This is a genomic window from Streptomyces sp. NPDC007917 (assembly GCF_042959105.1).
Classification (GTDB): Bacteria; Actinomycetota; Actinomycetes; order Streptomycetales; family Streptomycetaceae; genus Streptomyces.
This window is the reverse complement of record NZ_JBIBKK010000014.1, coordinates 163,338-184,800: the sequence shown is the minus strand read 5'-3', so window position 1 is coordinate 184,800 and position 21,463 is coordinate 163,338. Positions and strand designations below refer to the sequence as shown.

Annotated in this window: 18 protein-coding genes and 2 pseudogenes; 11 read left to right on the top strand and 9 right to left on the bottom strand. The window is 68.0% G+C overall.

Annotated features, from left to right (window positions below; all coding sequences use genetic code 11):
* Positions 1–236 precede the first annotated feature (236 nt).
* The 3 genes and pseudogenes from ACFZDL_RS27495 (at position 237) to ACFZDL_RS27485 (ending at position 4,152) form a co-directional block, all read left to right on the top strand.
* Positions 237–2,294: an alpha-L-fucosidase gene (locus tag ACFZDL_RS27495; protein ID WP_353596932.1), complete on the top strand. Its 2,058-nt coding sequence runs from the start codon at positions 237–239 to the stop codon at positions 2,292–2,294.
* Positions 2,295–2,571: 277 nt separating this feature from the next.
* A pseudogene (locus tag ACFZDL_RS27490) lies at positions 2,572–3,039 on the top strand (UbiA family prenyltransferase); the annotation flags it as partial.
* Positions 3,040–3,186: 147 nt separating this feature from the next.
* Entirely contained in the window at positions 3,187–4,152 is a 966-nt protein-coding gene (locus ACFZDL_RS27485) for an acetylxylan esterase (protein WP_353596931.1), read from the top strand.
* Here the strand turns inward: ACFZDL_RS27485 and ACFZDL_RS27480 are convergent.
* Both ACFZDL_RS27480 and ACFZDL_RS27475 read right to left on the bottom strand, forming a co-directional pair.
* Entirely contained in the window at positions 4,074–4,436 is a 363-nt protein-coding gene (locus ACFZDL_RS27480) for an ATP-binding protein (RefSeq protein ID WP_353596930.1), read from the bottom strand. The genes ACFZDL_RS27485 and ACFZDL_RS27480 overlap by 79 nt on opposite strands.
* 165 nt (positions 4,437–4,601) lie before the next feature.
* Positions 4,602–5,594 carry an aldo/keto reductase gene (locus ACFZDL_RS27475; protein WP_353596929.1) on the bottom strand — a complete coding sequence of 331 codons (993 nt, stop codon included), beginning with the start codon at positions 5,592–5,594 and terminating at the stop codon, positions 4,602–4,604.
* Between the two features lie 126 nt (positions 5,595–5,720).
* On the opposite strand from ACFZDL_RS27475, the gene ACFZDL_RS27470 reads away from it, so the two are divergent.
* From ACFZDL_RS27470 to ACFZDL_RS27460, 3 genes are all read left to right on the top strand, one after another.
* The gene (locus ACFZDL_RS27470) at positions 5,721–6,350 is read left to right on the top strand and encodes a TetR family transcriptional regulator (protein ID WP_353596928.1); all 630 of its coding nucleotides are present in this window, start codon (positions 5,721–5,723) and stop codon (positions 6,348–6,350) included.
* Between the two features lie 831 nt (positions 6,351–7,181).
* Positions 7,182–7,322 carry a hypothetical protein gene (locus tag ACFZDL_RS27465; RefSeq protein WP_353596927.1) on the top strand — a complete coding sequence of 47 codons (141 nt, stop codon included), beginning with the start codon at positions 7,182–7,184 and terminating at the stop codon, positions 7,320–7,322.
* A gap of 17 nt (positions 7,323–7,339) precedes the next feature.
* Positions 7,340–7,582: a hypothetical protein gene (locus tag ACFZDL_RS27460; protein WP_353596926.1), complete on the top strand. Its 243-nt coding sequence runs from the start codon at positions 7,340–7,342 to the stop codon at positions 7,580–7,582.
* A gap of 143 nt (positions 7,583–7,725) precedes the next feature.
* Here ACFZDL_RS27460 and ACFZDL_RS27455 read toward each other — a convergent pair whose 3' ends face one another.
* Positions 7,726–9,138, bottom strand: coding sequence for an amidase (locus ACFZDL_RS27455; protein ID WP_353596925.1), 1,413 nt, complete (start codon positions 9,136–9,138; stop codon positions 7,726–7,728).
* 664 nt (positions 9,139–9,802) lie between these two features.
* Between ACFZDL_RS27455 and ACFZDL_RS27450 the strand changes: the two genes are divergently transcribed.
* Together ACFZDL_RS27450 and ACFZDL_RS27445 are read left to right on the top strand one after the other, a co-directional pair.
* Positions 9,803–10,177, top strand: a complete 375-nt coding sequence (locus ACFZDL_RS27450; protein WP_353596924.1) for an ATP-binding protein — start codon at positions 9,803–9,805, stop codon at positions 10,175–10,177.
* A gap of 141 nt (positions 10,178–10,318) precedes the next feature.
* Complete coding sequence (locus tag ACFZDL_RS27445) at positions 10,319–10,933, top strand: hypothetical protein (protein ID WP_353596923.1); 615 nt, start codon at positions 10,319–10,321, stop codon at positions 10,931–10,933.
* Between the two features lie 15 nt (positions 10,934–10,948).
* Here the strand turns inward: ACFZDL_RS27445 and ACFZDL_RS27440 are convergent.
* Positions 10,949–11,812: pseudogene (locus ACFZDL_RS27440) on the bottom strand (IS5 family transposase).
* A 542-nt stretch (positions 11,813–12,354) separates the two neighbouring features.
* The gene (locus ACFZDL_RS27435; protein WP_391192631.1) at positions 12,355–13,521 is read right to left on the bottom strand and encodes an IS4 family transposase; all 1,167 of its coding nucleotides are present in this window, start codon (positions 13,519–13,521) and stop codon (positions 12,355–12,357) included.
* A gap of 92 nt (positions 13,522–13,613) precedes the next feature.
* Between ACFZDL_RS27435 and ACFZDL_RS27430 the strand changes: the two genes are divergently transcribed.
* Positions 13,614–15,857 (top strand): tetratricopeptide repeat protein, encoded by a 2,244-nt coding sequence (locus tag ACFZDL_RS27430; protein ID WP_353597307.1) that lies wholly within the window; start codon positions 13,614–13,616, stop codon positions 15,855–15,857.
* A 144-nt stretch (positions 15,858–16,001) separates the two neighbouring features.
* Here the strand turns inward: ACFZDL_RS27430 and ACFZDL_RS27425 are convergent, their stop codons facing one another.
* Positions 16,002–17,483: an IS1182 family transposase gene (locus tag ACFZDL_RS27425; RefSeq protein WP_353597309.1), complete on the bottom strand. Its 1,482-nt coding sequence runs from the start codon at positions 17,481–17,483 to the stop codon at positions 16,002–16,004.
* 76 nt (positions 17,484–17,559) lie between these two features.
* Positions 17,560–18,198, bottom strand: coding sequence for a flavin reductase (locus ACFZDL_RS27420; RefSeq protein WP_391192629.1), 639 nt, complete (start codon positions 18,196–18,198; stop codon positions 17,560–17,562).
* A gap of 185 nt (positions 18,199–18,383) precedes the next feature.
* On the opposite strand from ACFZDL_RS27420, the gene ACFZDL_RS27415 reads away from it, so the two are divergent.
* Both ACFZDL_RS27415 and ACFZDL_RS27410 read left to right on the top strand, forming a co-directional pair.
* The gene (locus ACFZDL_RS27415; protein ID WP_353593873.1) at positions 18,384–18,623 is read left to right on the top strand and encodes a GNAT family N-acetyltransferase; all 240 of its coding nucleotides are present in this window, start codon (positions 18,384–18,386) and stop codon (positions 18,621–18,623) included.
* Positions 18,624–18,985: 362 nt separating this feature from the next.
* Positions 18,986–19,576, top strand: coding sequence for a hypothetical protein (locus ACFZDL_RS27410; protein ID WP_353593866.1), 591 nt, complete (start codon positions 18,986–18,988; stop codon positions 19,574–19,576).
* A 62-nt stretch (positions 19,577–19,638) separates the two neighbouring features.
* Here the strand turns inward: ACFZDL_RS27410 and ACFZDL_RS27405 are convergent, their stop codons facing one another.
* A complete protein-coding gene (locus ACFZDL_RS27405; protein ID WP_353593865.1) occupies positions 19,639–20,010 on the bottom strand; it encodes a hypothetical protein in 372 nt (123 codons plus the stop codon).
* Between the two features lie 53 nt (positions 20,011–20,063).
* On the bottom strand, positions 20,064–20,819 hold the full coding sequence (locus ACFZDL_RS27400; protein WP_353593864.1) for an ISAs1 family transposase: 756 nt from the start codon (positions 20,817–20,819) through the stop codon (positions 20,064–20,066).
* Positions 20,820–21,463 lie beyond the last annotated feature (644 nt).

The following is a 21,463-nucleotide window of genomic DNA, read 5'->3' as shown; positions in this document are numbered from 1 at the left end:
GATGTATAGTCCTCCGCTCGCCGAAGGGGTGATCTTTCAGGGTCTAACATACCGCCTGAAACATCCCCTTTCCCTCTCGGCTTGGACTGGTATCGCCTCAACTGTAGACACAGCCCTCACTGTTCCCCTATAAATCCATCCGATGTCCTCTAGAGGGTGAAGCGGAACACGACCGCCACGCCGGTGTTCCGCTCCTAGCGCCCTGCCCTCCCTCCCCCAACACATGGAGCCGCACCATGTCCTCTGCTTCCTTCAGCAGACGCTCTCTGATGAAGGCCGCCGCCCTCGCCGGGGGAGTGGCGGCCTTCGGGCTGCCGCAGGCGCTGTGGCCCTCTACCGCGGAGGCGTATTCCGTCCCCTCGAAGATGGACTGGTGGTACCAGGCCCGGTTCGGGATGTTCATCCACTTCGGGTCCTACTCGTATCTCGGCCACGGCGAGTGGGCGATGGACCAGGAGCGGTGGAGCAAGGCGAGTTACCAGACCCAGGTCAGCCAGAAGTTCGACCCGAGCCAGTTCAACGCCGCCGCCGTCGCCGAACTGGCCAAGAACGCCGGCATGAAGTACCTCGTGATCACCGCCAAGCATCACGAGGGCTTCGCGATGTGGGACTCCGACGTGGCGAGCTTCACCGACACCACCGGCACCAAGCTGTACAACCTGCACGACTACAGCGGCTTCCAGACCGACCTGCTCGGGGACCTCAAGAGGGAGTGCGAGAGCCGCGGGATCAAGTTCTGCCTGTACTACTCGATCCTCGACTGGAACCATCCGTCACAGACCGACCGCTACCAGGGCGGTTTCACCACGATGTCCTCGCAGGCCGCACGCACCGCCTACATCGCCGACATGAAGGCGCAGCTTCAGGAACTGCTGGACCGCTACGACCCGGCACTGCTGTGGTTCGACGGCGACTGGTCCGGCGAGCCTTCCAGTCCCACTCTGCAGGACTGGTGGCTGAAATCGGACGGCGTCGACCTCTACAACTGGCTGATTGCCCGCAAGCCCGGTCTGATCATCAACGAACGGGTCAAGCGGGACCTCGGTCTCGGCGACTACGCGGTCGCGGAGTTCGGGATACCCAGCGCGCCGATGGACCGGCAGTGGGAGAAGTGCGCCACCATGAACGGCTCCTGGGGTTACAACGCGGGGCGTGAGACCAGCTACAGGCCCTTGAAGGACATCGTCCGGGAACTCGTCACGGTGGTCTCCCGGGACGGCAACTATCTGTTGAACATCGGCCCCACGGGCGAGGGCTTGGTCACCGCAGGAACGGAGACCGTCCTCAACGGCCTGGCCTCATGGATGTCGACGTACAGCGACAGCATCCACGGCACCAGCGGCAGCCCGTTCGCCACCGAACCCTCCTGGGGGAAGGTCACCAAGAAGAACGGCAAGCTCTTCGCCCATGTCTTCACCTGGCCCACGAACGGCCAGCTGCGGATCCCGGCGCCCGACAACACGATCCGCCGCGTCTATCTGCTGAACAACCCCTCGGCCTCGCTTTCGTACACCGTCAGCGGCGGCACCATCAACGTCACCGTGCCGGCCACCACGCCGGACGCCAACGTCTCCGTGGTGTGCGTCGAGGTCCAGGGCATGCCCATCAGGGTTTCCGCGGCGGTGTTCCAGAACGTCAACTACCAAGGCAGCAGCGCCGTTCTGCCGCTGGGGAGCTACACCTCCTCCCAGCTGTCCGCCGCCGGCCTGGGGCCGGCCATGGCCTCCTCCCTCCTGGTACCAGACGGCTACCAGGTGACGGGCTACTCCGGCGACAACTTCACCGGCACCGCCTGGACGTTCACAGCGAACACACCCGACCTCGTGGCGACCGGCAACAATGACGCGATCAGATCACTGAAGGTGACGTTCAGGCCCGACAAGTACTTCCGCCTGACCAATGTCACCAGCCGCCTGGCGCTGGACAGCGGCGGCAATGTCGCCAGCGGCTCGAACCTGAAGCAGTGGCAGCCGATAAGCAACTCCAATCTCCAGTGGCAGGCAACCGAACTCGACGACGGCTACTACAAGCTCGTCAACCGCACCAACGGCATGGTCGCCGACGGCTGGGGCTCCACTACCAACGGTGACCCGGCCCGGCAGAAGGCCTGGGACGGCAGCGACACGCAGCAGTGGCGGATCACCCACCGCGGCCAGGGCCAGTACTCGATCGCCAACCGCAGCACGGGGCTCGTCCTCGACAGCGGCGGAAGAGTCGCCTCAGGATCCGTGACCAAGCAGTGGACGTGGCAGCAGAGCACCAACCTGCTGTGGACGTTCAGCCCGGTCGCCTGACCGGCACCACCCCGGTGGCCCACCTACCCACCCGGTCGGGGCTGCGGCACACGACCGGGTGGGAAGGGGAGTGTCTAATCAACGGCTCTGGCCCGTAGTCGGTGGTAGCCGTGAGTGACGGTATGTCGGGACCGTGTTTTCGGGATTGTCCGCGCTGGTGGTAGAGGGACGTGACGGACGGCGGTGAGGTGATCCTGGTGTCCGCGCGGACGCGGGGCGGCCCGATACCGTGCCCAGCCTGCGGGACGCCGACGGAGAAGGTGCACGGCTTCCACACCCGCACGCCATCCTGGGGCTCGCCCAGTCGATGGGCCCGATCGGCGCGTGGCTCGCGGTCACCGACTCCTGGTCGTGGGACGCGGTCCTGCTCGGCCTCGCGGTCGGCATCTGGATCGGCGGCTTCGACCTCATCTTCGGCTGCCAGGACGTCGCCGCCGACCGCGCCCACGGCGTCAAGTCCGTCCCGGCCCGCTTCGGCATCCCCGCCGCGCTCCACGGGGCCTGCGGCTGCCACGCTGTGACCACCGGCCTGCTCGTGTGGTACGGCGCCGCCACCGACGCCGGCGCCTTGTGGTGGGTGGGACTGGCGGTGGTGATCGGGGCGTTCCTCTACGAGCACTCGATCGTCAAGCCGCACGACCTGTCGCGTCTGAACCGGGCGTTCTTCACGGTCAACGGGGTCATCGGCATAACCCTCTTCGTCTTCGCACTGTTCGACCTGATCGCGCGGGGACTGGGGGCGTAGGCCGTATCCGACCCGGCCCGGTCCGGGGGCGAGGAGCCGGGACCGGGGGCGGGAGCCGGGGCAGGGAAAAAAGGGGCTTCCATTCGAAGCGCTTCGATTGTCTACTGCTCTGCAGACACCCGATGTGACGACCCGAGGCGGTACCTCATGGCCCTGTTCGACATGCCCTTGCCCGAACTGCGGGAGTACCGCAGCGGCGCCCCGGAGCCAGCGGACTTCGACGACTTCTGGGGCAAGACCCTGCAGGAGGCCCGCGGTTACGAGCTGGGCGCGCGGTTCGAGCCGGTGGAGACCGGGCTGACCACGGTCGAGGTGTACGACGTGACGTTCGCTGGGTTCGGCGGCCACCCGGTCAGGGGCTGGCTCCGGCTGCCCGCCGGGGCGAGCGAACCGCTGCCGCTGGTGGTGGAGTTCCTCGGATACGGCGGCGGGCGCGGCCTGCCGCACCAGAACCTGCTGTGGCCGTCCTCCGGCCGCGCGCACTTCCTGATGGACACCCGGGGCCAGGGCAGCGGCTGGGACGCGGGCGACACCCCGGACCCGGTCGGCAGCGGGCCCGCGTACCCCGGCTTCATGACCCGCGGCATCGACGACCCGCAGGACTACTACTACCGGCGGGTGTTCACCGACGCGGTCCGCGCGGTGGAGGCGGCCCGCTCCCACCCGCTGACCGACCCGGCCCGCACCGCCGCGATCGGCGGCAGCCAGGGCGGCGGCATCGCCATAGCGGTCGGCGGCCTCGTCCCCGACCTCGCCGCGGTCGCCCCCGACGTGCCCTTCCTGTGCGACTTCCCCCGCGCGGTCACCATGACCGACAGCCACCCGTACCGGGAGATCGGCGACTACCTCAGGACCCACCGCGGCCGCACCGACCACGTCCTGCGCACCCTCTCCTACTTCGACGGCGTCCACTTCGCCGCCCGCGGCCGCGCCCCCGCCCTCTTCTCCGCCGCCCTGGAGGACGCGACCTGCCCCCCGTCCACGGTCTTCGCCGCCTTCAACGCCTGGCCGCACGAGGACAAGGACATCGAGGTCTACGACTTCAACGGCCACGAGGGTGGCGGGTCGGTCCAGGAGGCGGCGAAGCTGCGGTGGCTGGGGGGACGGGTGTGAGGCTTCCGCGGGGCGGGCGGCCCGCCCGCCCCGCGGAAGCCGGTGCCGGGGCCGTCCGGGCGGGGGGCCACACCCCAGTGGTGGGCGGTCAGCGCGTCCACGATGAGCAGGCCGCGGCCGCCTTCGGGGAGGTCGGTGGCCGCCGGGTCCGCGGGGGTGGGGCGGTGGTCGCTCGCGTCGTCGACCTCGATCACGACCCCGTCCGGCAGCCCGTGGAATGTGAGGCCGATTCGCCGGTCCCGTACCGGGCCGAGGCTGCGCAGATGGTTCAGGGCGTTCGTCATCCCGCTCCTCCGCCACCGCATCCTGCTCCCATAGCCACCGTCACTCACGGCTACCACCGACTACGGACCAGAGCCTGATCCACACTCCCGACCGCCGCTGGCCTCGGCCAGGCCGCCTGAGACGGCCACGGCCGAGGTGACATCCGCTCGGTCACTCGGACAGGATCAGTCGGTGGTGAAGCTGGACAGTCGTGCGGCCGGGTAGCGGCTGCCTGCCGAGCCGTGGGGGAGGATCTCGGTGATGCGGGTCAGGTCGGCGTCTGTGAGCCGGACCCCGTCCGCGCCGGCGTTCTCCTCGAGACGTACTGCACTGCGGGTGCCGGGGATGGGTACGACGTCCTGGCCCTGGGCGAGGAGCCAGGCCAGTGCGAGTTGGGCGGTGGTGATGCCCTTGGCCGCGGCCAGTTCCTTGAGCCGTTCGGTGGCGCGGAGGTTGTAGGTGTAGTTGTCGCCCTGCCAGCGCTCGTCCCAGCTGCGCATGTCGTCCGCGGGGTACTCGCTCGCGGGCTTGACCGCGCCGGTCAGGAAGCCTCGGCCGAGCGGGGAGTAGGGCACCAGGCCGATGCCGAGTTCCCGCAGAACGGGGAGGATCTTCTCCTCGACCTCGCGCTCGAAGAGGGAGTACTCGTACTGGAGGGCGGAGACCGGGGTGACGGCATGGGCGCGGCGGATGTACTGGGGTCCGACGTTGCTCAGGCCGAAGTACTTGACCTTGCCCTCGGCGATCAATTCGCCAACTGCGCCCGCGACCTCCTCGGCGGGGACGTCAGGGTCAGAGATGTGCTGGTAAAAGAGGTCGATGTAGTCGCTCTGCAGGTAGCGCAGGCTGTTCTCGGCGACCTTGCGGATGTTCTCGGGGCGGCTGTTGAAGCCGGCACCGATCGGCTGGGAGGTCATGTCGAAGCCGAACTTGGTGGCCAGGACCACCTCGTCACGGAAGGCCCGGACCGCTTTGCCCAGCAGGATTTCGTTGCTGCCGGTACCGGCGCCGTACAACTCGGCGGTGTCGAAGAAGTCGATCCCGAGTTCGTGGGCGCGGTGGATCGTTGCGGTGCCCTCGTCGTCGTTCGATGCGCCGTAGGCCATGGACATGCCCATGACGCCGAGGCCGAGCGCCGAGACACGCAGGCCCTGCGAGCCCAGGTTGCGGTGCTGCATGAGTTCACTTCCTCAGTGCGTGCCGGCCCCACCCCGAACGGGTCGAACCGAACTGTTCGGTTTTAACCGTACGGGCAGGAGCCCTGCAACGCCAAACCGAACCGTTCGGTGTCTTATCCTGGGACTATGTCCCACTCCCCCGACTCCGGCCAGACCTCGGCGCCCGCAGCCGCTTCCGACAGCAGCGACACCACGCGTGAACGGATCCTCGCCGCAGGCATGGAGGAGTTCGCCCGCCACGGCATCGCCGGAGCCCGCGTGGACCGCATCGCCAAACTGGCCCGGACCAGCAAGGAGCGGGTCTACGCCTATTTCCGCAGCAAGGAAGCGCTCTACGCCGGCGTGGCCGCGCGGGAGCTCTCCGTCATCGCCGAAGCCACCCAGATAGACCCGTCCGACCTCCCCGGCTACGCGGGCCGCCTGTTCGACTACTACACCGCCCGCCCGGACCATCACCGCCTGATCGCCTGGGGTCGCCTCGAACTGGCTGCCACCGCAGCCACCGAACCCGATCCCACTCGGGCGGCCATCACCCGCAAGCTCGACCAGCTCCGCCAGGCCCAGCATTCCGGGCACCTTGATCCTGCCTGGGACCCGGTCGACATCCTCGCCCTGGTCAACCAGATCGCCACCACCTGGGCCGACCAACCCGCACTCACCGACGCCGCAGCCGAACACGCCGCAGAGCCCACCACGGCGGCCCGCCGCGCCGCCGTGGTGACCGCAGTTCAGCAGCTCTTCCCCCGAGCAGTCTGAGCCTCACCGGGCGAGGACCTGCACGCAACGGGGGTAGGCGACCGGGATCGGGGTTCAGGATGCCAAGCCTCCGGCCACCCGGTCCTGCCCGTCCTGATCGCGCGGGAGAGTCCCGAGGTTCGTACTCGCAGAGATGAGCGGTTTCGCCACAGGGCTGCAGGCCGCGCGAAGGAACAGGAACCTCAGCCAAAGCACAGCGCTACGAAGTCTCACCAGCTCAACGGCGCCATCAGACCAACCCACCCTCATCCAGTCGAAGTTCCGGAGTCACAGGCCAGAACCCTCTCAACTCCCCAGCGAAGTACCGGCAACTCACAGGCGGACCGTTCCTGGGGCGGCTCATCGACCGCACCCGCCAGCCTCCCGTCCTGCTGATCGGCGCCACCGTCTGCGGTGCCGCGCTCGCGGCACTCACGCTGCTGGACCCGGCCGGCTCCCCGGCCACCGCCGCCGTCGCCGCGTTCGCGCTGGACGCCGCCACTTAAGGGAACTCGTCTTCGTGTGCGGCCCGTTGCTGGTGTTCGGCGCCACCGCGCTGCTCGGCCCCCCGGGCGGCCTGACCGCTGCCGCTGTGATCGGCCTGGCCGGGACCGTCACGTCCGCCACGGCCTCCCCGGCCCGCCGCCGGCGGCCCGCACGTACGGGCCGCCGGCGCTGGGCGGGCCCGCTGTACAACCGGCGCCTGGTGCGGCTTCTCGCCCCGCACTGCTACGCCAGGGCAGCGATCGGCACATTCACTGTGGCCCGCGACCGGCTACGCGGACACGGAGGGCAGCCTGGGCGCGGCGAGCCGGCTGATCGCGCTCAACGCGGTCGGAGCGCTGCTCGGCGGTGTCCTTTACGCCGCCGTGCCGGTGGCACGACGGGAAAGACCGCCGTCTGCTCCTCCTGCTGGTCCTGCTGACGGCCGGCTATCTGCCCCTGGTCCTCACCCCCGCCGTCCCCGGGATGGCCGCGCTCGCGCCGGCCTGAGGCTCGCCCTGCCCGCCGTGCCGGCCTCCGCATCCGCCCTCGTCGCCCGGCCGGCACCGCGAGGAACGCTCACCGAGGCCCACGCCTGGATGATCACCTCCTTCGGCGCGGGCAACGCCGGCAGCTCGGCACTCGCCGGAACGCTGGTCCACCTCACCTCCCCCGCCACCGCGTTCGTCTCGACCGCACCGTGCGGCGCGGCCGCCGCCGGCTGCTCCCTCGCGGGTACGTTCCGTCCCTCCAGCGAAACGCCTTGGTGACGCGGAGGTGCCGGCGGGTGGCCACCTCCTGCCTGGTCCCGGGGAAACGGCGTGATGATCCGGGTCGGGTTCCTCACCTGGGCCGGCGTAGTGGTGTCCGCCCTGGCGACGGGTCCGGGGCGGACACCGGTGCGCGCGTGGTTTCACGGACGGGGGTCGATGGGCGTGTGCACGCCGAAGTGGCGCTCGATCACCTCGGCGGCCTCCAGGCACCGGTCCTCCCGGTATGCCTGACCGATGAGCTGGACGCCCTGCGGCATCCCGTCCGCGAACCCGGTGGGTACGCTGACGGCGGGCACGCCGACCAGGGAGGTCACGGTGCACAGGGCGCCCGCCAGCATCATCTGGGCGTGGCTGTCGGCGTCGGTGTCCGCAGGCAGCAGGTCGGCGCCGGGGACGGGCTGGGTGCAGGTGGGCCCGAGGAGCAGCGGACAGGTGTCCAGGAGCTTGGCCCAGTCGCGCTGGATGCTGAGCCGGATGCCGGTCTGCCGGAGGAACTCGGCGAGATCAGTGTGCGGGGTGCGCTCCATGAACAGATCGATGTGCCGGGCGCCCTCCTCGGTGAGCAACTGCCTGGTACGGGCCCACTTGACGGCGAACTCGGTCATGATGAGCTTGCCGTAGCACTCCAGGGTCTCGGTCAGCCGGGGGACCTGTACCTCCTCCACCGCGTAACCCGCCTGCTCCAGTGCGGTGGCCGCCTTGTCGACGGCGGCACGGATCTGGGGGTGCACACCGGTCCCGGCCGGGTCGGCCACGACACCGACCTTGAGGGGGCCGGTGGGGGCGGGCCCGTACGTGGGCACCGGGACCGCCCGCGGGTCCTCCACGTCCGCGCCCGCCAGTGCCTCGTAGGCCGCGCGCAGGTCGGCGACCGAGCGCGCGAGCGGGCCGTCGGCAGGGATCAGCTGGGAGGCCAGCATCGGCTCCTGGCCCCGGACGCGGTGGTCGGCGGCGAAGCGGCCATGGCTCGGCGCCAGTCCTGCCACTCCGTTGAAGGCCGCCGGCATGCGCACCGAGCCGCCCGAGTCGTTGCCGAGGCCGAGCGCCGCCATGCCGACCGCCACCGCGACCCCGTCGCCGCTGCTGCTCCCGCCTGGGGTCTTCGACCGATCCCAGGGGTTGTACGTCCTGCCGTAGAGCTGGCTCGCAGGGTCCGAGGAGATCGCCAGGTCGGGCATGTTGGCGTGACCGACCGGGATCGCTCCCGCGGCGCGGAGCCGGCGCACCGGCGGCGCGTCGGCCTCGGCCACATGATCGCGCAGCTTCGGTACGCCGTGGGTGGTCGCCCACCCCGCCACGTGGATGTTCTCCTTGACGGTGAAGGGCACTCCGGCCAGCGGGCCGAGCCGTTTCCCCGCGGCGCGGCGCCGGTCGGTCGCGTGCGCGGCTTCAAGGGCGCTGTCCGCCATGAGCTGCGTGACGGCGTTCACGGCCGGGTTCACCGCCGCGATACGCGCCAAATGACTCTCCACCACCTCGGTGGCCGAGACCTCGCCCCGGGCGACGGCCGCGCCCAGCTCGGTCGCGTTCAGCTTCCACAGTTCAGTGTCCATCGCATCGCCGGGCCGTCGCTCCGCTCTTTTGAGGAGCGCACGCCCCTGCCCCCTTCCTCTCGCCGCGCCGTGACGCTCTGCGTTCCGTCAGGGCGTCGGCCGCCATTCGTTTCGATACGCTTGCATCACAACCTATGGCAGGAATCGATGCAAGCGCATTACTACGGGACGGGTGAAGCAAGCCCATCACCTTCGCCGCACGACCCGGCCAACCGCCAGCCGGCGGGGGCCGGTTCCGAGCAACGGGTGCAGACGCCGGCGCGGGGCCGTATCCGGCTGCACACGGACGCGGAGGCGCCAGCCGTCCCGCGTTCGAGGGGGCGACAGGTGGTGCGGGGTGATCGTAGAGACCGAACGAGGCGGCGGGCCATGAGGACGGTCACGGACCGGGCAAGCGGCGCCCGGGCCGGGAAACAGGTACCGCCACCGACGTGACCGGCCTGAACGTCACCGTGATCGTGGCCGCGGCGAAGCTGCACGACAACGCGATCGCACCTGCTCAGCCCGAACAGGTCACCGCGAGCGGGCAGTACTCAGGCAGCCACCCGGCCCCCCGGCGGCATACAGGCCGCGCCACAGCAGCGCGACGGCACGGCCTGACCCGCCAGCCCTGGCCGCGGCCGCCACCGCCACCGCCACCGCCACCGCCAAGCGACTGTCCTCCGTGATCGCCCGCTACAGCAAGGTCGGCCTTCTGTGCCTGGACGAGTTCGGCGACCTCGACCTGGACAAGAAGGGCGCCAAACTGCTGTTCCAGATCTTCACCGAACACGAGGAACGCAAAGCGACAGCGGTTGCCACGAACTCCCCGTTCAACGAGTGGGACACGATCTCCACCGAGCCCAGGCCCTGCGCGGCCATCGCCGGCCCCATCACCTTCCGCTGCACCCTGATCCAGACCGGCACCGAGTCCCACCGGTTCCAGGCCACCGAAGCCGAACGCGGCAGCGACACTCCACGACCTGCTACCGCACCGGCTGCCGACACGCCGACCATCCGCCAGCGTGGCCGAGAAAGCGATCGATCGATACGGAAGTAATCCCTGACCTGGACCTTGCCGTTGAAGTGGTGGAGTCGATACTTCGGGGCCCGACGACGACGCGGCCGACCGCTGAGTCAGGTACAGCAGGTGCAACCGTTCGGCAAACCGTCCGCGTCATCCATCTGACAGGAAATCAGGGTGATCGATCTCGACGAGGAACAGCACCGCATCACTGGTGACGCCGCCGCTGCCACCTCCTGGATTGAGGACTCCGAGTTGCCCCACGAAGACAAGGCAGCGCTGCGGCAGTTCGTCAGCCGGTTTCCCTCGCTACGGTTTACCCGGGAGGAAGACGCCCTGTTGGACCACTACGAAGCGACCGATCAGGTCACGCTGCCGACCTGGTTCCGCGTGTCGCGATCGACCCTCGCCGCCATCGAGCCCCACTCACGTCTTCGGATCGACGCCTTCCGGTTCAACGGCTCACCGCGCGAGACGCCGGGCGAGGAGTACTACGCGATCAGCCCCGGATATATTAACCAGGAGACCCGGGAACTCCTCTTCAATCAGGCGCACGTCTATCTGATCGGCCAGTGGTTCAGCACCGACCGGTCCTGCCTGGCCATCGACCTCGAAAACCCGAATGACCGCCGGATCTTCGAATTCGCGAGGGAAGACCTGATCGACGACGACATCACAGGCCGCCCCCTGCGGGAATCACTGGCCCCGGTCTTCACCTCGTACGCCGACCTGCTCGGCCACATCATTGAGGTGCGGCTGCCGGACGGCAACGTCACTGCCGCAGCGATCTAGGTTGTATCGCTTTGGTCAGCGTCGGGTCCAGATTAGGATGCCCGCGAGGTGGAGTGCGGCCTGGTAGGCGATCGCGAGCTTGTCGGTTCGTGTGGCCAAGCCGCGCCACTGCTTGAGGCGGTTGACGCACCGCTCGACAGTGTGGCGCTGTTTGTATGCCTCGCTGTCGAAGCCGGGCGGACAGCCACCGGGTCGGCCTCGCCGCAGGCGGTGGCAGACTTGGTCGGACGGCTGCGGGATGACCGCAGGGATGCCCCGGCGCTGCAGGTGGCTGCGGATGGCGCGTGAGGAATACGCGCGGTCGGCCAGAACGGCCAGGGGCCGGGTCCGGGGCCTGCCCGGGCCGGTCCGGGGCACGCGGATGCGGGACATCACCGTCTCGAAAGCGGGTGCATCACTCACCTGCTTGACCTGCGGTGATGGTGAAGGCGAGGGGCCGTGCACGGCCGTCTGCGGCCAGGTGGACCTTGGTGCTCAGCCCGCCGCGGGAGCGTCCGAGCGCGTGATCCGCGGGCTCGCCGCGGTGAGCAGCCCCTTTTTGAGTGCTCCGGCAGCGTGCTGGTGCGCCCGGACGACCGTGGAGTCCACCGACACAGTCCAGTCGATGTCGTCGTCAGCGTCCGCCGCCGCCAGGAGTCCGGCCAGGATCCTCTCCCAGGTGCCGTCGACGGCCCATCTGATCAGCCGCTTGTGAGCGGTCTGGAATGAGCCGAGCTCGTCGGGAAGGTCCCGCCAGGGCGCGTTGGTGCGGTACTTCCACGCGATGGCCTCAAGAGTGCGACGGTGATCGGCCCACCGCCGCCCGCGGACCGGATCGGCCGGCATCAACGGCTCGATCCGGTCCCACATCGCATCGGTGATCACTAATCGGACAGACACATCCGATCAACTGACCAGCCCGTCAGAGAGACACGGTTAGGTGGGTAGCCCCACGGTCGAGGACACAGCACGCTGGGGCTACTCGTCGTCCGGCCGTTCACGCCGGGAACTCGAAGGACGGACAGCGCGGGCCAGTGCGATGAGTGCCGCGATCAGCTGGATCGCTTCGGTGAGGAGATGAAGGTCCATGTCTCCGAGGGTTCGCTGTCAGTGTCCTGAGCACCATTCCGTGTCGGGCCGCCATTGACATCGGGCCAGTTCAGGCCACAGTTGACGTGTTCTCCGGATGTGTCCGGTCCGGAAGAGGACACCGTCTAGGCTCAATGCCGTTGCATTACGGGCCTGCAGGTTGGGGTCTTGTGATGAGGATGGCTTGGGTGCCGGTGCGGGTCGGTTGCGGCCAGAGACAGTGTTCAGCTCGCTTGAGCTGGTAATTGGACATCTTGCGTTTCACGGCTCGGGGCTGGCTGCGCAGTCGTCTGGCGGGCAGGAGTCGTTCCAAAAGGTCCTGCTCAAGCATCACCAAGGCCCTGACCAGCAGGTCAGGGGGAAAAACTGCCCGGCGTAACGGTCACGCTGCGCCGGGCAGAGCGCAGGGTCTCGGTGAAGGAGACCCGGTCAGGGTCCAGACCACGGGTGGCAGCCGTTCTCAGCATGAGTTCACGCAGGGCGTGGTGAACCAGCAGATGCGCCCAGATCTGCTGACGGACACCATCGGGGGTTTTACTGCTGAGCACGACGCGGGCGCCGCGCTGATGGGTCTTGATCTCGGCGAAGACAGATTCGACCTCCCAGCGTTCGCGGTAGAGCGCGGCCAGATGCCGGGCCGGATACCGTCGGGCGTCCAACAGGGTGGTGACCAGGCGATAACCACCGGCCGCGCCCTCCCCGACCTGGCCCTTGAGCTGGTAGGCCAGAACCCGGACGGTGACCGGCTCATGCCGGACACAGCCGCTGCTCGCCCGGATCTGTGACAGCCATGACCCGTCCCGGAACTGCTTGAGGACCGGCAGGACGCGGTTGGCGGGCACTCGCCACAGCAGATCGGCGCCGGTGGCGGTGAAGGCCTGCCACAACGGGACACCAAGGAACTCACGGTCGGCCAGGACGAGCTGGCCCGGGCCGAGTGACCGTGGCAGGCGGCCGACCAGGGTGACTTCCCCGGTGCGGCAGCCGGCGAGTTCCGCGTCCAGCACCGCATGGCTGCCCACCTCCACCAACGCAGCCATCCGCACCTGCGGGAACGCGCTCCTGCCCGGCCCGCGGCCGTTGCCCGGACGTCCGAACGCGGCCTCGTTGGCTTCGCTGTCCGCGACGTCCCAGCAGGTCCCGTCCACCGCCAGCAGCCGCAAGCCCCGCCAGAACGCGCCGGGTGTCGCCTCGGTGGCCATCGGCCCAGCGGTCGTGGCGAACAGCACCCGCAACGGCTCACAGCCCAGCCGCTGCCGGGCGCGGAACAGCGAGGACTTCGCCGGCACATGCCAGTCGCCCAGCAGCCCCTGGCCCCGCAGACCCTCCACCAGGTGCCGCATCACTTCCAGATACGGAGCCGGAGAGAACAACGCCAGCCCCAGCACGAAGTACACCACCAGCCGCGCGGGAAGCAGCCGTCTGCGTTGCTCCGCGCACCCGCAAGCCGCGACTACCCGATCCACCAACCCCGGCGGATAGACCCAGGTCAACAGTCCCAGACCCGATAACTCAGACACACGCGCAGACACCCGAACCACCCCCTGGTACCACTACCCAAGAACCCATGCCCAAGGCCTAAAACAACGGCATTGCGTCTAGGCTCTGTCACGTGGGTGCACGGGAAGAGTTCGCGACGCGATTCACCAGGCTGCTCGGTCTCGCGGGGGAACCGACCCTCGACAGCGTCGCCGAGAACGCGATGCGCCGCCGGGACGCCACAGCACGGCCGACCACCGACAAACGGATCAGCGGAAAGCGGATCAGCGACTGGAAGCGCGGGGAGAGTGTGCCGCAGTCCCGGGAGGAGCTTGGCCCAGTCATCCGACACCTAATCGATCTCGCCCACCGGAACGGTGTACCGCAGTCCGAACTGCTCGACGAGAGTGCGTGGTTGCGTCATTGGAAAGCCGCGCGTGCGGCGCCGAAGAATTCGGCGACACCGTCTCAGCTCGGACAGCCGCTCGGCGATGATCCCTTCGCATTGGGTGTTCATGCGGCGATCGGCATCGGCGACGAGCGAACTTCACCCTTGCCCCCGTACGTGCAGCGTGACCACGACGCAGAATTAGCGGAGATCGTCGCCTCGGCCGGGTCGAGGAGCGCGATGGCCGTGCTGGTCGGCGATTCGTCGACGGGCAAGACCCGGGCCTTGTGGGAAGCGATCCAGAAACTGCCGGAGAGCTGGCTGCTGTGGCACCCCGGTATGCCGACGCGTCCGCAGGCCCTGTTGGACGGTTTGACCGAGAAAACGATCGAGCCGCGGACCGTCGTGTGGCTGAACGAGACCCAGCACTACCTTGATTCCGCGCGCGGCGAGCAGGTCGCGGTGGCCCTGAGCGAACTCTTGCATGATCCCAAGCGCGGTCCGGTGCTGGTGCTCGGCACCTTCTGGCGCGAACATTTCGACCTGCTGACCAGGACGCCTTCGGCGCGGGACGATCCGCATCACGAGGCCCGTAGGCTGCTCGACAACGTCCACGTCCTCCGAGTGCCCGAGGCATTCTCCACGGCAGAAATAGATCAGGCGGCTGCGGTTGACGACCCCAGGCTGGCGCTCGCCGCCCAGGCGTCAGGCGGGTGCGTCACGCAGTTCCTGGCGGGCGTGCCCGAGCTGCTCCGACGGTACGAACTGGCCCCCGCCATCGCCCGGGCCGTGCTGGACGCAGCGATCGACATCCGCAGGCTCGGCCACGGGCCGGACATTGCGAGCACTCTCTTGGAAGAGGCCGCCTACGAGCTGCTCGACGAGCGCACCCGTAGCAGTCTCCGACCCATGTGGATCACTGAGGCGCTTGACTACACCAGCGCGCCATGCCGTGGCGTCCCCGGCGCGTTGGTGCCCACTCGACCCGGTCAGCCGCACCATCGCCTCTCCGACATCATCGAGCAGGAGGGGCGCCGGTCTCGTGCCTTAGTCGTCCCCTCTCATCCTCTCTGGGAGGTATTCCGGCGCCATGCCGATGCCGACGGTCTCGCGCGGCTCGGGGATGCAGCACAGGCCCGTGGCCTGTTTCGCGAAGCCTCGCTCTGTTACATGGCGACTGTCCGGGAGGGTCACCAGAGGGCAGCATGGTCGCTGGCCAGCATGCTGGAGCGCAGCGGCCGGATCCCCGAGGCCATCGACTGGTACCGAAGGTGCGCCGAATCCGGATCTGACAAGGATGCCTACGCCAGGGTGGCCTGCCTGACCTATTGGCACGACGTCAACGAGGAGGAGAGCATCCGTTGGCTGCGCCGGCACATCGACTCCAACGCCGAGACCGACACGGCAGCCACCGAGGCCGCACTCGAAGCCCTTGCCTACCTCCTGGAGGACCGACGTGATGAGTTGAACGCCGTGTTGAAGCACCACTACGGGGTGGACGACGAAACCGAGCTGCGGGAGCTCGGCGACCGGCTCGCGTACGCCATCGACGAGCCGGACGCAGTCGGTTACTGGGACGACGACGAGCTTCACATCGGGAGCAGGATGAGCGGTCCCAACCCGTTCATATTCTGGATAGGTGACCCACTGGTCCACGAGGGCCGGATCGACGAAGCCATCCGCCACTATCAGTCGTTCTCCGACGAGAGCACCTACGCGATGCGCCAGGCCGTCAAACTCCTGGAGCAGGCAGATCGTCCGGACGAGGCGATCGGCTGGCTTCGGCAAGAGCTGAGGTCCGGAAACGAGAAGGCTCTCTGGATCATGGCCGAACTGCTTCAACGGCTAGGGCGCGATCCCGAGGCGAAGCGACTTCGCACCTACGGCGTGGAGCCGGACGACGGCATCGCCCGCGCCTGGACAGTCGCACCACCCAGGCGAGGATCACTGGAACCTACCGGCACCCCTACTCCCCGGTCTCTGAGCTAGGAGCGTGGGTCAGTAACGAGCAAGCGGCTCGGCCTCTGTGGTCGGCGGATCGGTTGCGGAGGCCCTGTCGGGGTCTGTGGGGCTTCGGTGGGGGGCTGCCCGCAGGGTGTAGGGCTCGTGGTGTGGCCGGGGAGGCCTGGCGGGTTACCCGGCCAGGCCGGCGAGCCCGGTGGTCCCGGCGTGTCGGAAGATCTTGCGAAGGTTGTGGCAGGCCGCCAGCAGTCGCCATTCACCGCGGGCACCGTCCTCGCCGCGCAGGAGGAGCTGGCGGCCGTCCTGGCAGGTCATGATCTGTCCGAAGACGGGTTCGACGATGGCCTTGCGGCGGCTGTAGGCGGCCTTGCCCGGCTTGGTCCGCAGCTTGCGGGCCATGCGCTCTTTGAGTGTGGCGTCCTTGGGTATGCGTCCGCGCGGTGCGGGCGGGACCTGCTCGTCGTGGATCAGCCGGCCGGTGGCCATGAAGGTGTCGGTGCCGCAGGCCAGTTGGCGCTCTCGCGCGGCTTCGAGGTTGGTCTCGGAGCAGTAGCCGGCGTCGACCAGGGCCTGCTTGGGATGGACGCCGGTGTTGACGGCGGACTGGTCGAGCATCGTGGTGTAGTTCAGCGCATCCGAAGGGTTTGTCGTCACGTCGGCGGCGGTGATGACCTGGTGTTCTTCGTCGACGACGGCTTGGGCGTTGTAGGCCTGGATGTAGGCGCCGTCGCTGTTCTTCATGATCCGCGAGTCGGGGTCGGTGAAGTTGGCCTGCGCCTTCGGCTTGGGGCGTGCCGCCTTGGCGGCCTTCTCCCCGGCGCTGGTGACGGCCTGCTCGTCGTGGGTGTCGGCGCGCTCCTGACGGCGGCGTTCCTTGTCCTCGGCATGCTTGCGGGCCTTGTCGGCGGCCTCGGCCTCGATCTGCGGGCGGGCAGCCTGCAGCTTCGCCAGGCGCTTTTCACGCCGGACCAGTTCGGCGGGCAGGTCCGTCTCCTTGCCGTCCACGCCGAAGGCGTGGTCCTCGGCTTCATCGATGGCCTCCGCGTCGGCCAGCAGGGCCTGGGCCTGTGCCTCCATCTGTGCGATCTCGGCCTCGATGCGTTCTTCCTTGTCAACCAGGCGGCCGTAGCTCATCGCCTTGTGCTTGGAGGTGCTGGCCTCCAGTTTCGTGCCGTCCAGCGCGACGCGTCCCATCTTGACCATGCCGAGCTTGGTCGCGAGGTGCAGCGACTGGGTGAACAAACCGGCGAGCGCATCGAGGTGGCGGTGGCGAAACCGGGCGATCGAGCGGAAGTCCGGTTCCTGGCCGGCGGCCAGGAACCGGAACGCGACGTCGTCGGCCAGGCGGCGCTCGATTGCCCGGGAGGAGCGGACGCCGGTGGTGTAGCCGTAGATCAGCAGCCGCACCATCAGCCGCGGGTCGTAGGGAGGGCAGCCGCGCTTTTCGGTGTAGTCGGCCAGGACCGGCCCGAGGTCGAGCACCTCGTCGACCAGGTCGGCGGCGAACCGGGCCAGGTGGTCCTCGGGCAGCCAGTCGTCCAGCGACGGCGGCAGGAGCAGGACCTGATACGGATCGAACGCCCGAAACGTCTTGCCGACCGCCGCCGCAGGGCCCTGCGGCCGCTTCTTCCCGACCGGCCCGACCTCGAACAGCCCATCCCCATCACGCATACCGTGATCATCCCGCATGAATGGTCACGAGACGTGAGCGAGGGCGCCGGATGCCTGGTCAGGCGGTCGCCGACCGGAGCTGGTGCGGCATGTTCCAGCCCTCAGCGAGTCTCGACGGGTGAACGTTGCGGCCCCCGCCGAAGAACTCGCAAAACTTCATGATCAGCGGGTCCCAGCCGAGCGGGTCCACGTAGTGCGTCCCCGGGATGACCAAGTTTTCCTCGACATGGGCGCGAAGGACCTCGACCTCGAAGGCGGTGGCATGCGGTTCGGGACCGCCGAAAGGATGGGCCGCGACGACCCTGCATTCCAGCTGGACCGGGCATTCCGCAACCCTGGGGGCCCGGACCAGGTCCGATGCCTGCTCCGTCAGCTGCGCGGTCGAGAACTTATCCGGCTCGTATCGGTAGCCCTGCTTCTCCTTGTAGTCGGGCATGGCCGACTTTCCCGTGGTGAGCGCGATCCGGTCGACGGCATCGACCATCGCCGACGAGGGCAGATTGAGCACGCATTCGCCTTCCCGCAGCAGGTTCGCGGTGGTCTGGGCGTTGTTGCCGAGACCGAGCATGCAGGACTGGTCCAGCCACCACGCTGAGGACATCGGCGCGAGGTTCGCTGTGCCGTCCTCGTTGAGTGAGCTGATCAGCACCACGGGCGTTCCGAAGTACAGGACCTTGAGCCCGGGGACGACATGCATGCGCTGTGCCTTTCGCGGAGTGTCAGACGGACAGGTCCGCGATCAGGAACACGAACCGTCGCTGACTCTCTCGCGAGCGAGACGCCAACGCTGGCGGTAATACGACATCAAGTTTCGGGCGAGCAGAGCAGTCGCCCGATGACAGGCCCGGCGTTGATTACTGGGACACGCTCCTAGCAACCTGGATCGAGCTCCACCCCGACCACCAGGGACGCGGCATCGGCAGCCGACTCATCCGCAGCCTCCTGCACCAGGCCCACCAGCAGGGCCGGGATCTCACCTTGGACGTCCTCGTCGTCAACCAGCGAGCCCAGGCCCTCTACCGGCGACTGGGCCTGCACGAAGTCACTCGTCACGGCGAGAACAACATCAAGATCAGGATGTCCACCCAGCCGCCTCAGCCCGGCCCGATCCACAGATCTTGACAATGACTCGAACCGCATCTGTCAGGGACGCGGGCCGACAGAGCCTGTCGCCATCGGCGGCCTCCTCATCAAGGACACTCACGACTTCTTCCAGACCGGGGCCGGAGTCACCCGATAGGGGTGGCCCCCATTCTCCAGGGCGTCGTCGTTCAGGCGGTCTGTGCGAGTTCGTGGCTCACATGGTTCTTTGAACCAGTGGACAGGTTCGACTCACTGGTGACGTTCTCTGCGTCGCTGCCCAGTGGGTTGAGCTCCGTTGGCGGCATTGCCCCAATGGCTGCACGCAGCTGAGCGTGGACGACTGGATCGCCGCGATCGCGATAGCGTGATGCGTCCGGTATACCGAGGCCGAGAGAACGGCGATGGCTGTGGACTTCACGAGCTCGCGACGGTTGATATTGCGGGTCTGGCGTGCGACCGACGAGGTGGACCGGCTGGTGACAGCGTGGGGCTGGCCGCAGCTTGCGGTGTCGGTCTCCGTCGATCTGTTTGAGCAGCCCTCCAGCGTCTCGTGGGGCGACGACGCGCGGCTGGTGATGACCTGCTACGACGACTGGGATGTCCGGCTGTCGTATCTGATCTTCTTCGGAGGGGATGCCGGGGAGGTGAGCGAGGCGTTCGAGAGCGCCGAGGCGCAATTGGACACCTGGTCGCTCGACGAACTCCTTGCCGAGGTGCGCAGCGCTTCCGATCCCGATGATCTGGCCAAGGCGGTAGAGCGGGCCGCGTATGGCGCTCCGGTGGAGTTCGACGAGCGTTTTTTCGCTGTGATCGACGACGCCCTGCGGCACAACGACGCGCGCGTGCGCGAGGGTGGGCTATGGGCGGTCTCGATGGCGCAGTATCCACAGTTCCAGCCGCAGATCATGGCGATCGCCGGAACCGACGAGGTAGAGGTGCTACGGGAGATGGCTGCGGTGCTTGTCAGACGTACGGATGACGGCTCGAAGTGATCATTTATATACACAGGGTATGAGTCCAGGTCTCCCCTCGGTCTCGTGGGTGTCCGGGTTGGTCACCTGATGCCGAGAATGGCCAGTGGTCGGGTCATGTCCCGGCCGAGGTGGCGAAGTCCGGCGCCGATGTTGGTGCGGCCGGACAGTCGTAGTGCTCCGATCGCGAGGTTCCGCAGGGAGGCCATCGCCCGTGGTGTGCTGCCGGTACGCACCCGCGAGGCGTCCTCGGCGAAGGTCACGTCCCGCACGTAGTGTTCGCGGTTCCCGACACCCCAGTGCCCGCGCACGCAGTTGGCCAGGTCAGCGGCACTGGCCTGGTGGGTCTTGAGGCTGGTGATCGCGTAGACCCGCTCGATCATGGTTTTGCCGGTGCGTGCGTTGCGGCGGCACCGGACAGTCTGGAGCTCCTGCTCGACGTGAGGGAAGGACACACCGGTGACGGTGGCGGCCTTCAGCCGGGGATCTCGTGTCGACCGTGGGCGGTTCAGCGGGTCCGGTCCATCAGCGGTATCCGGCTCCAAGGCAGGTTTTTCACCTGGCGGTGTAGAGCGGGGCGGTTGCCCTTGACCAGGGCGATGTAGTGAGCATGTTTCTCCTCGACCAGGAAGCGGACAGTCGCGGTCTGGGTATGCATCGCACCGAAGGTGACGACCGCGTCAGCAATATCGACTCCCGCCGGCAGCGGGACGAACGCGGGCATCTCGTTGCTCCTGGCGTCGATCTCACACTGGGCCAGGACCACCCCATCGCCGCGCAGTGCGGAGATGAGGTGAACGCGGGCGCCCTCGGGGCAGATCGCGCCGCGCAGCGACTTGCCATCGCCCCCGACCGCCTCAGGTACCAGGAGGCCCGGTGGCGCCTCATCCGGGCCGGTGGCCCGCAAGGCGGCAGCCCGGTCGGTAAGCCAGCCGCCGACCACCACATCGAGCGCATCGCCGTCCAGGCGCTGCAGTAAACGGCGAACGGTCGCCTCGCTCGACGCACACAAGCCCCGGTCCCCCTCCCGCAACCCGGCCCCGCAGCAAAGCAGCAATTCTTGAGGGGCGTCGGCTGCCCACTCGCCGATCACCGTCAAAGACTTCGCACCGGCCAGGACCGCGCAGGCGGCCAACGCCAGGACAGCGGCCAACCGGTGACGCCGCCCCTGACGGCACCGCGGATCAGGCAACCGCCACAGCCAGTCCAACAGGACGAGCAGATCTTGAGGACCGGCAGCGGCAGTACCGACGAACTGGCCCAACCCTGCAGGAATGGACGAAGATGACACAGCAGGCACAATCATCCATCACAGTGATCAGGGAACTCGACACTCCATGACCACCGGAAGTCATGCCTGCCCACACACCCGACAACCCCCAGACACCACCACAAAACCCAGGCCATCCAGACTCACCACAAGAACGACAAAGCCCTCCCCCATTCCCGTTGCCGACCACGCAGCAGCGAGGGTGCCAACCACCTTCACGAATGAACCAACGCGGCCCCCGCTCCCATTGCCCCAACGGCCCCCACACCACCTGCCAGAAACAATCGGAGACACGACAAAACACCGCACAGCGCACCCTGGACCAAAACCTTCACCGGCCCCCGCCTCCGCACGGCCATCATCGATCACCTCACCTCCGGCAGCAACACCACCAAAACCGGCACAGATCCCTACCGCCTCGCCACCACCCGAACCCGAGCCGAACAACAAGCAGCCAGCCGACCACTTGCCCTTCGAACCCACGCCATCTACCGTCGGACCGTCACTCCTCTCCCCAGCCGGAAGCGCCCATGCCTCGCCAATCACCAGGCGAGATCAGAACCGCACACCCCCGCCACAGGAACACCAGAAGTCGACAGGTCATCCCTGGTCTGTCCACTGCGACGAACCGGCAGATC

Coding starts and splice junctions, on each gene's coding strand:
- ACFZDL_RS27495 (WP_353596932.1), top strand. CDS start 237: ATGTCCTCTGCTTCCTTCAGCAGACGCTCTCTGATGAAGGCCGCCGCC.
- ACFZDL_RS27485 (WP_353596931.1), top strand. CDS start 3,187: ATGGCCCTGTTCGACATGCCCTTGCCCGAACTGCGGGAGTACCGCAGC.
- ACFZDL_RS27480 (WP_353596930.1), bottom strand. CDS start 4,436: ATGACGAACGCCCTGAACCATCTGCGCAGCCTCGGCCCGGTACGGGAC.
- ACFZDL_RS27475 (WP_353596929.1), bottom strand. CDS start 5,594: ATGCAGCACCGCAACCTGGGCTCGCAGGGCCTGCGTGTCTCGGCGCTC.
- ACFZDL_RS27470 (WP_353596928.1), top strand. CDS start 5,721: ATGTCCCACTCCCCCGACTCCGGCCAGACCTCGGCGCCCGCAGCCGCT.
- ACFZDL_RS27455 (WP_353596925.1), bottom strand. CDS start 9,138: ATGGACACTGAACTGTGGAAGCTGAACGCGACCGAGCTGGGCGCGGCC.
- ACFZDL_RS27420 (WP_391192629.1), bottom strand. CDS start 18,198: ATGCATGTCGTCCCCGGGCTCAAGGTCCTGTACTTCGGAACGCCCGTG.
- ACFZDL_RS27410 (WP_353593866.1), top strand. CDS start 18,986: ATGGCTGTGGACTTCACGAGCTCGCGACGGTTGATATTGCGGGTCTGG.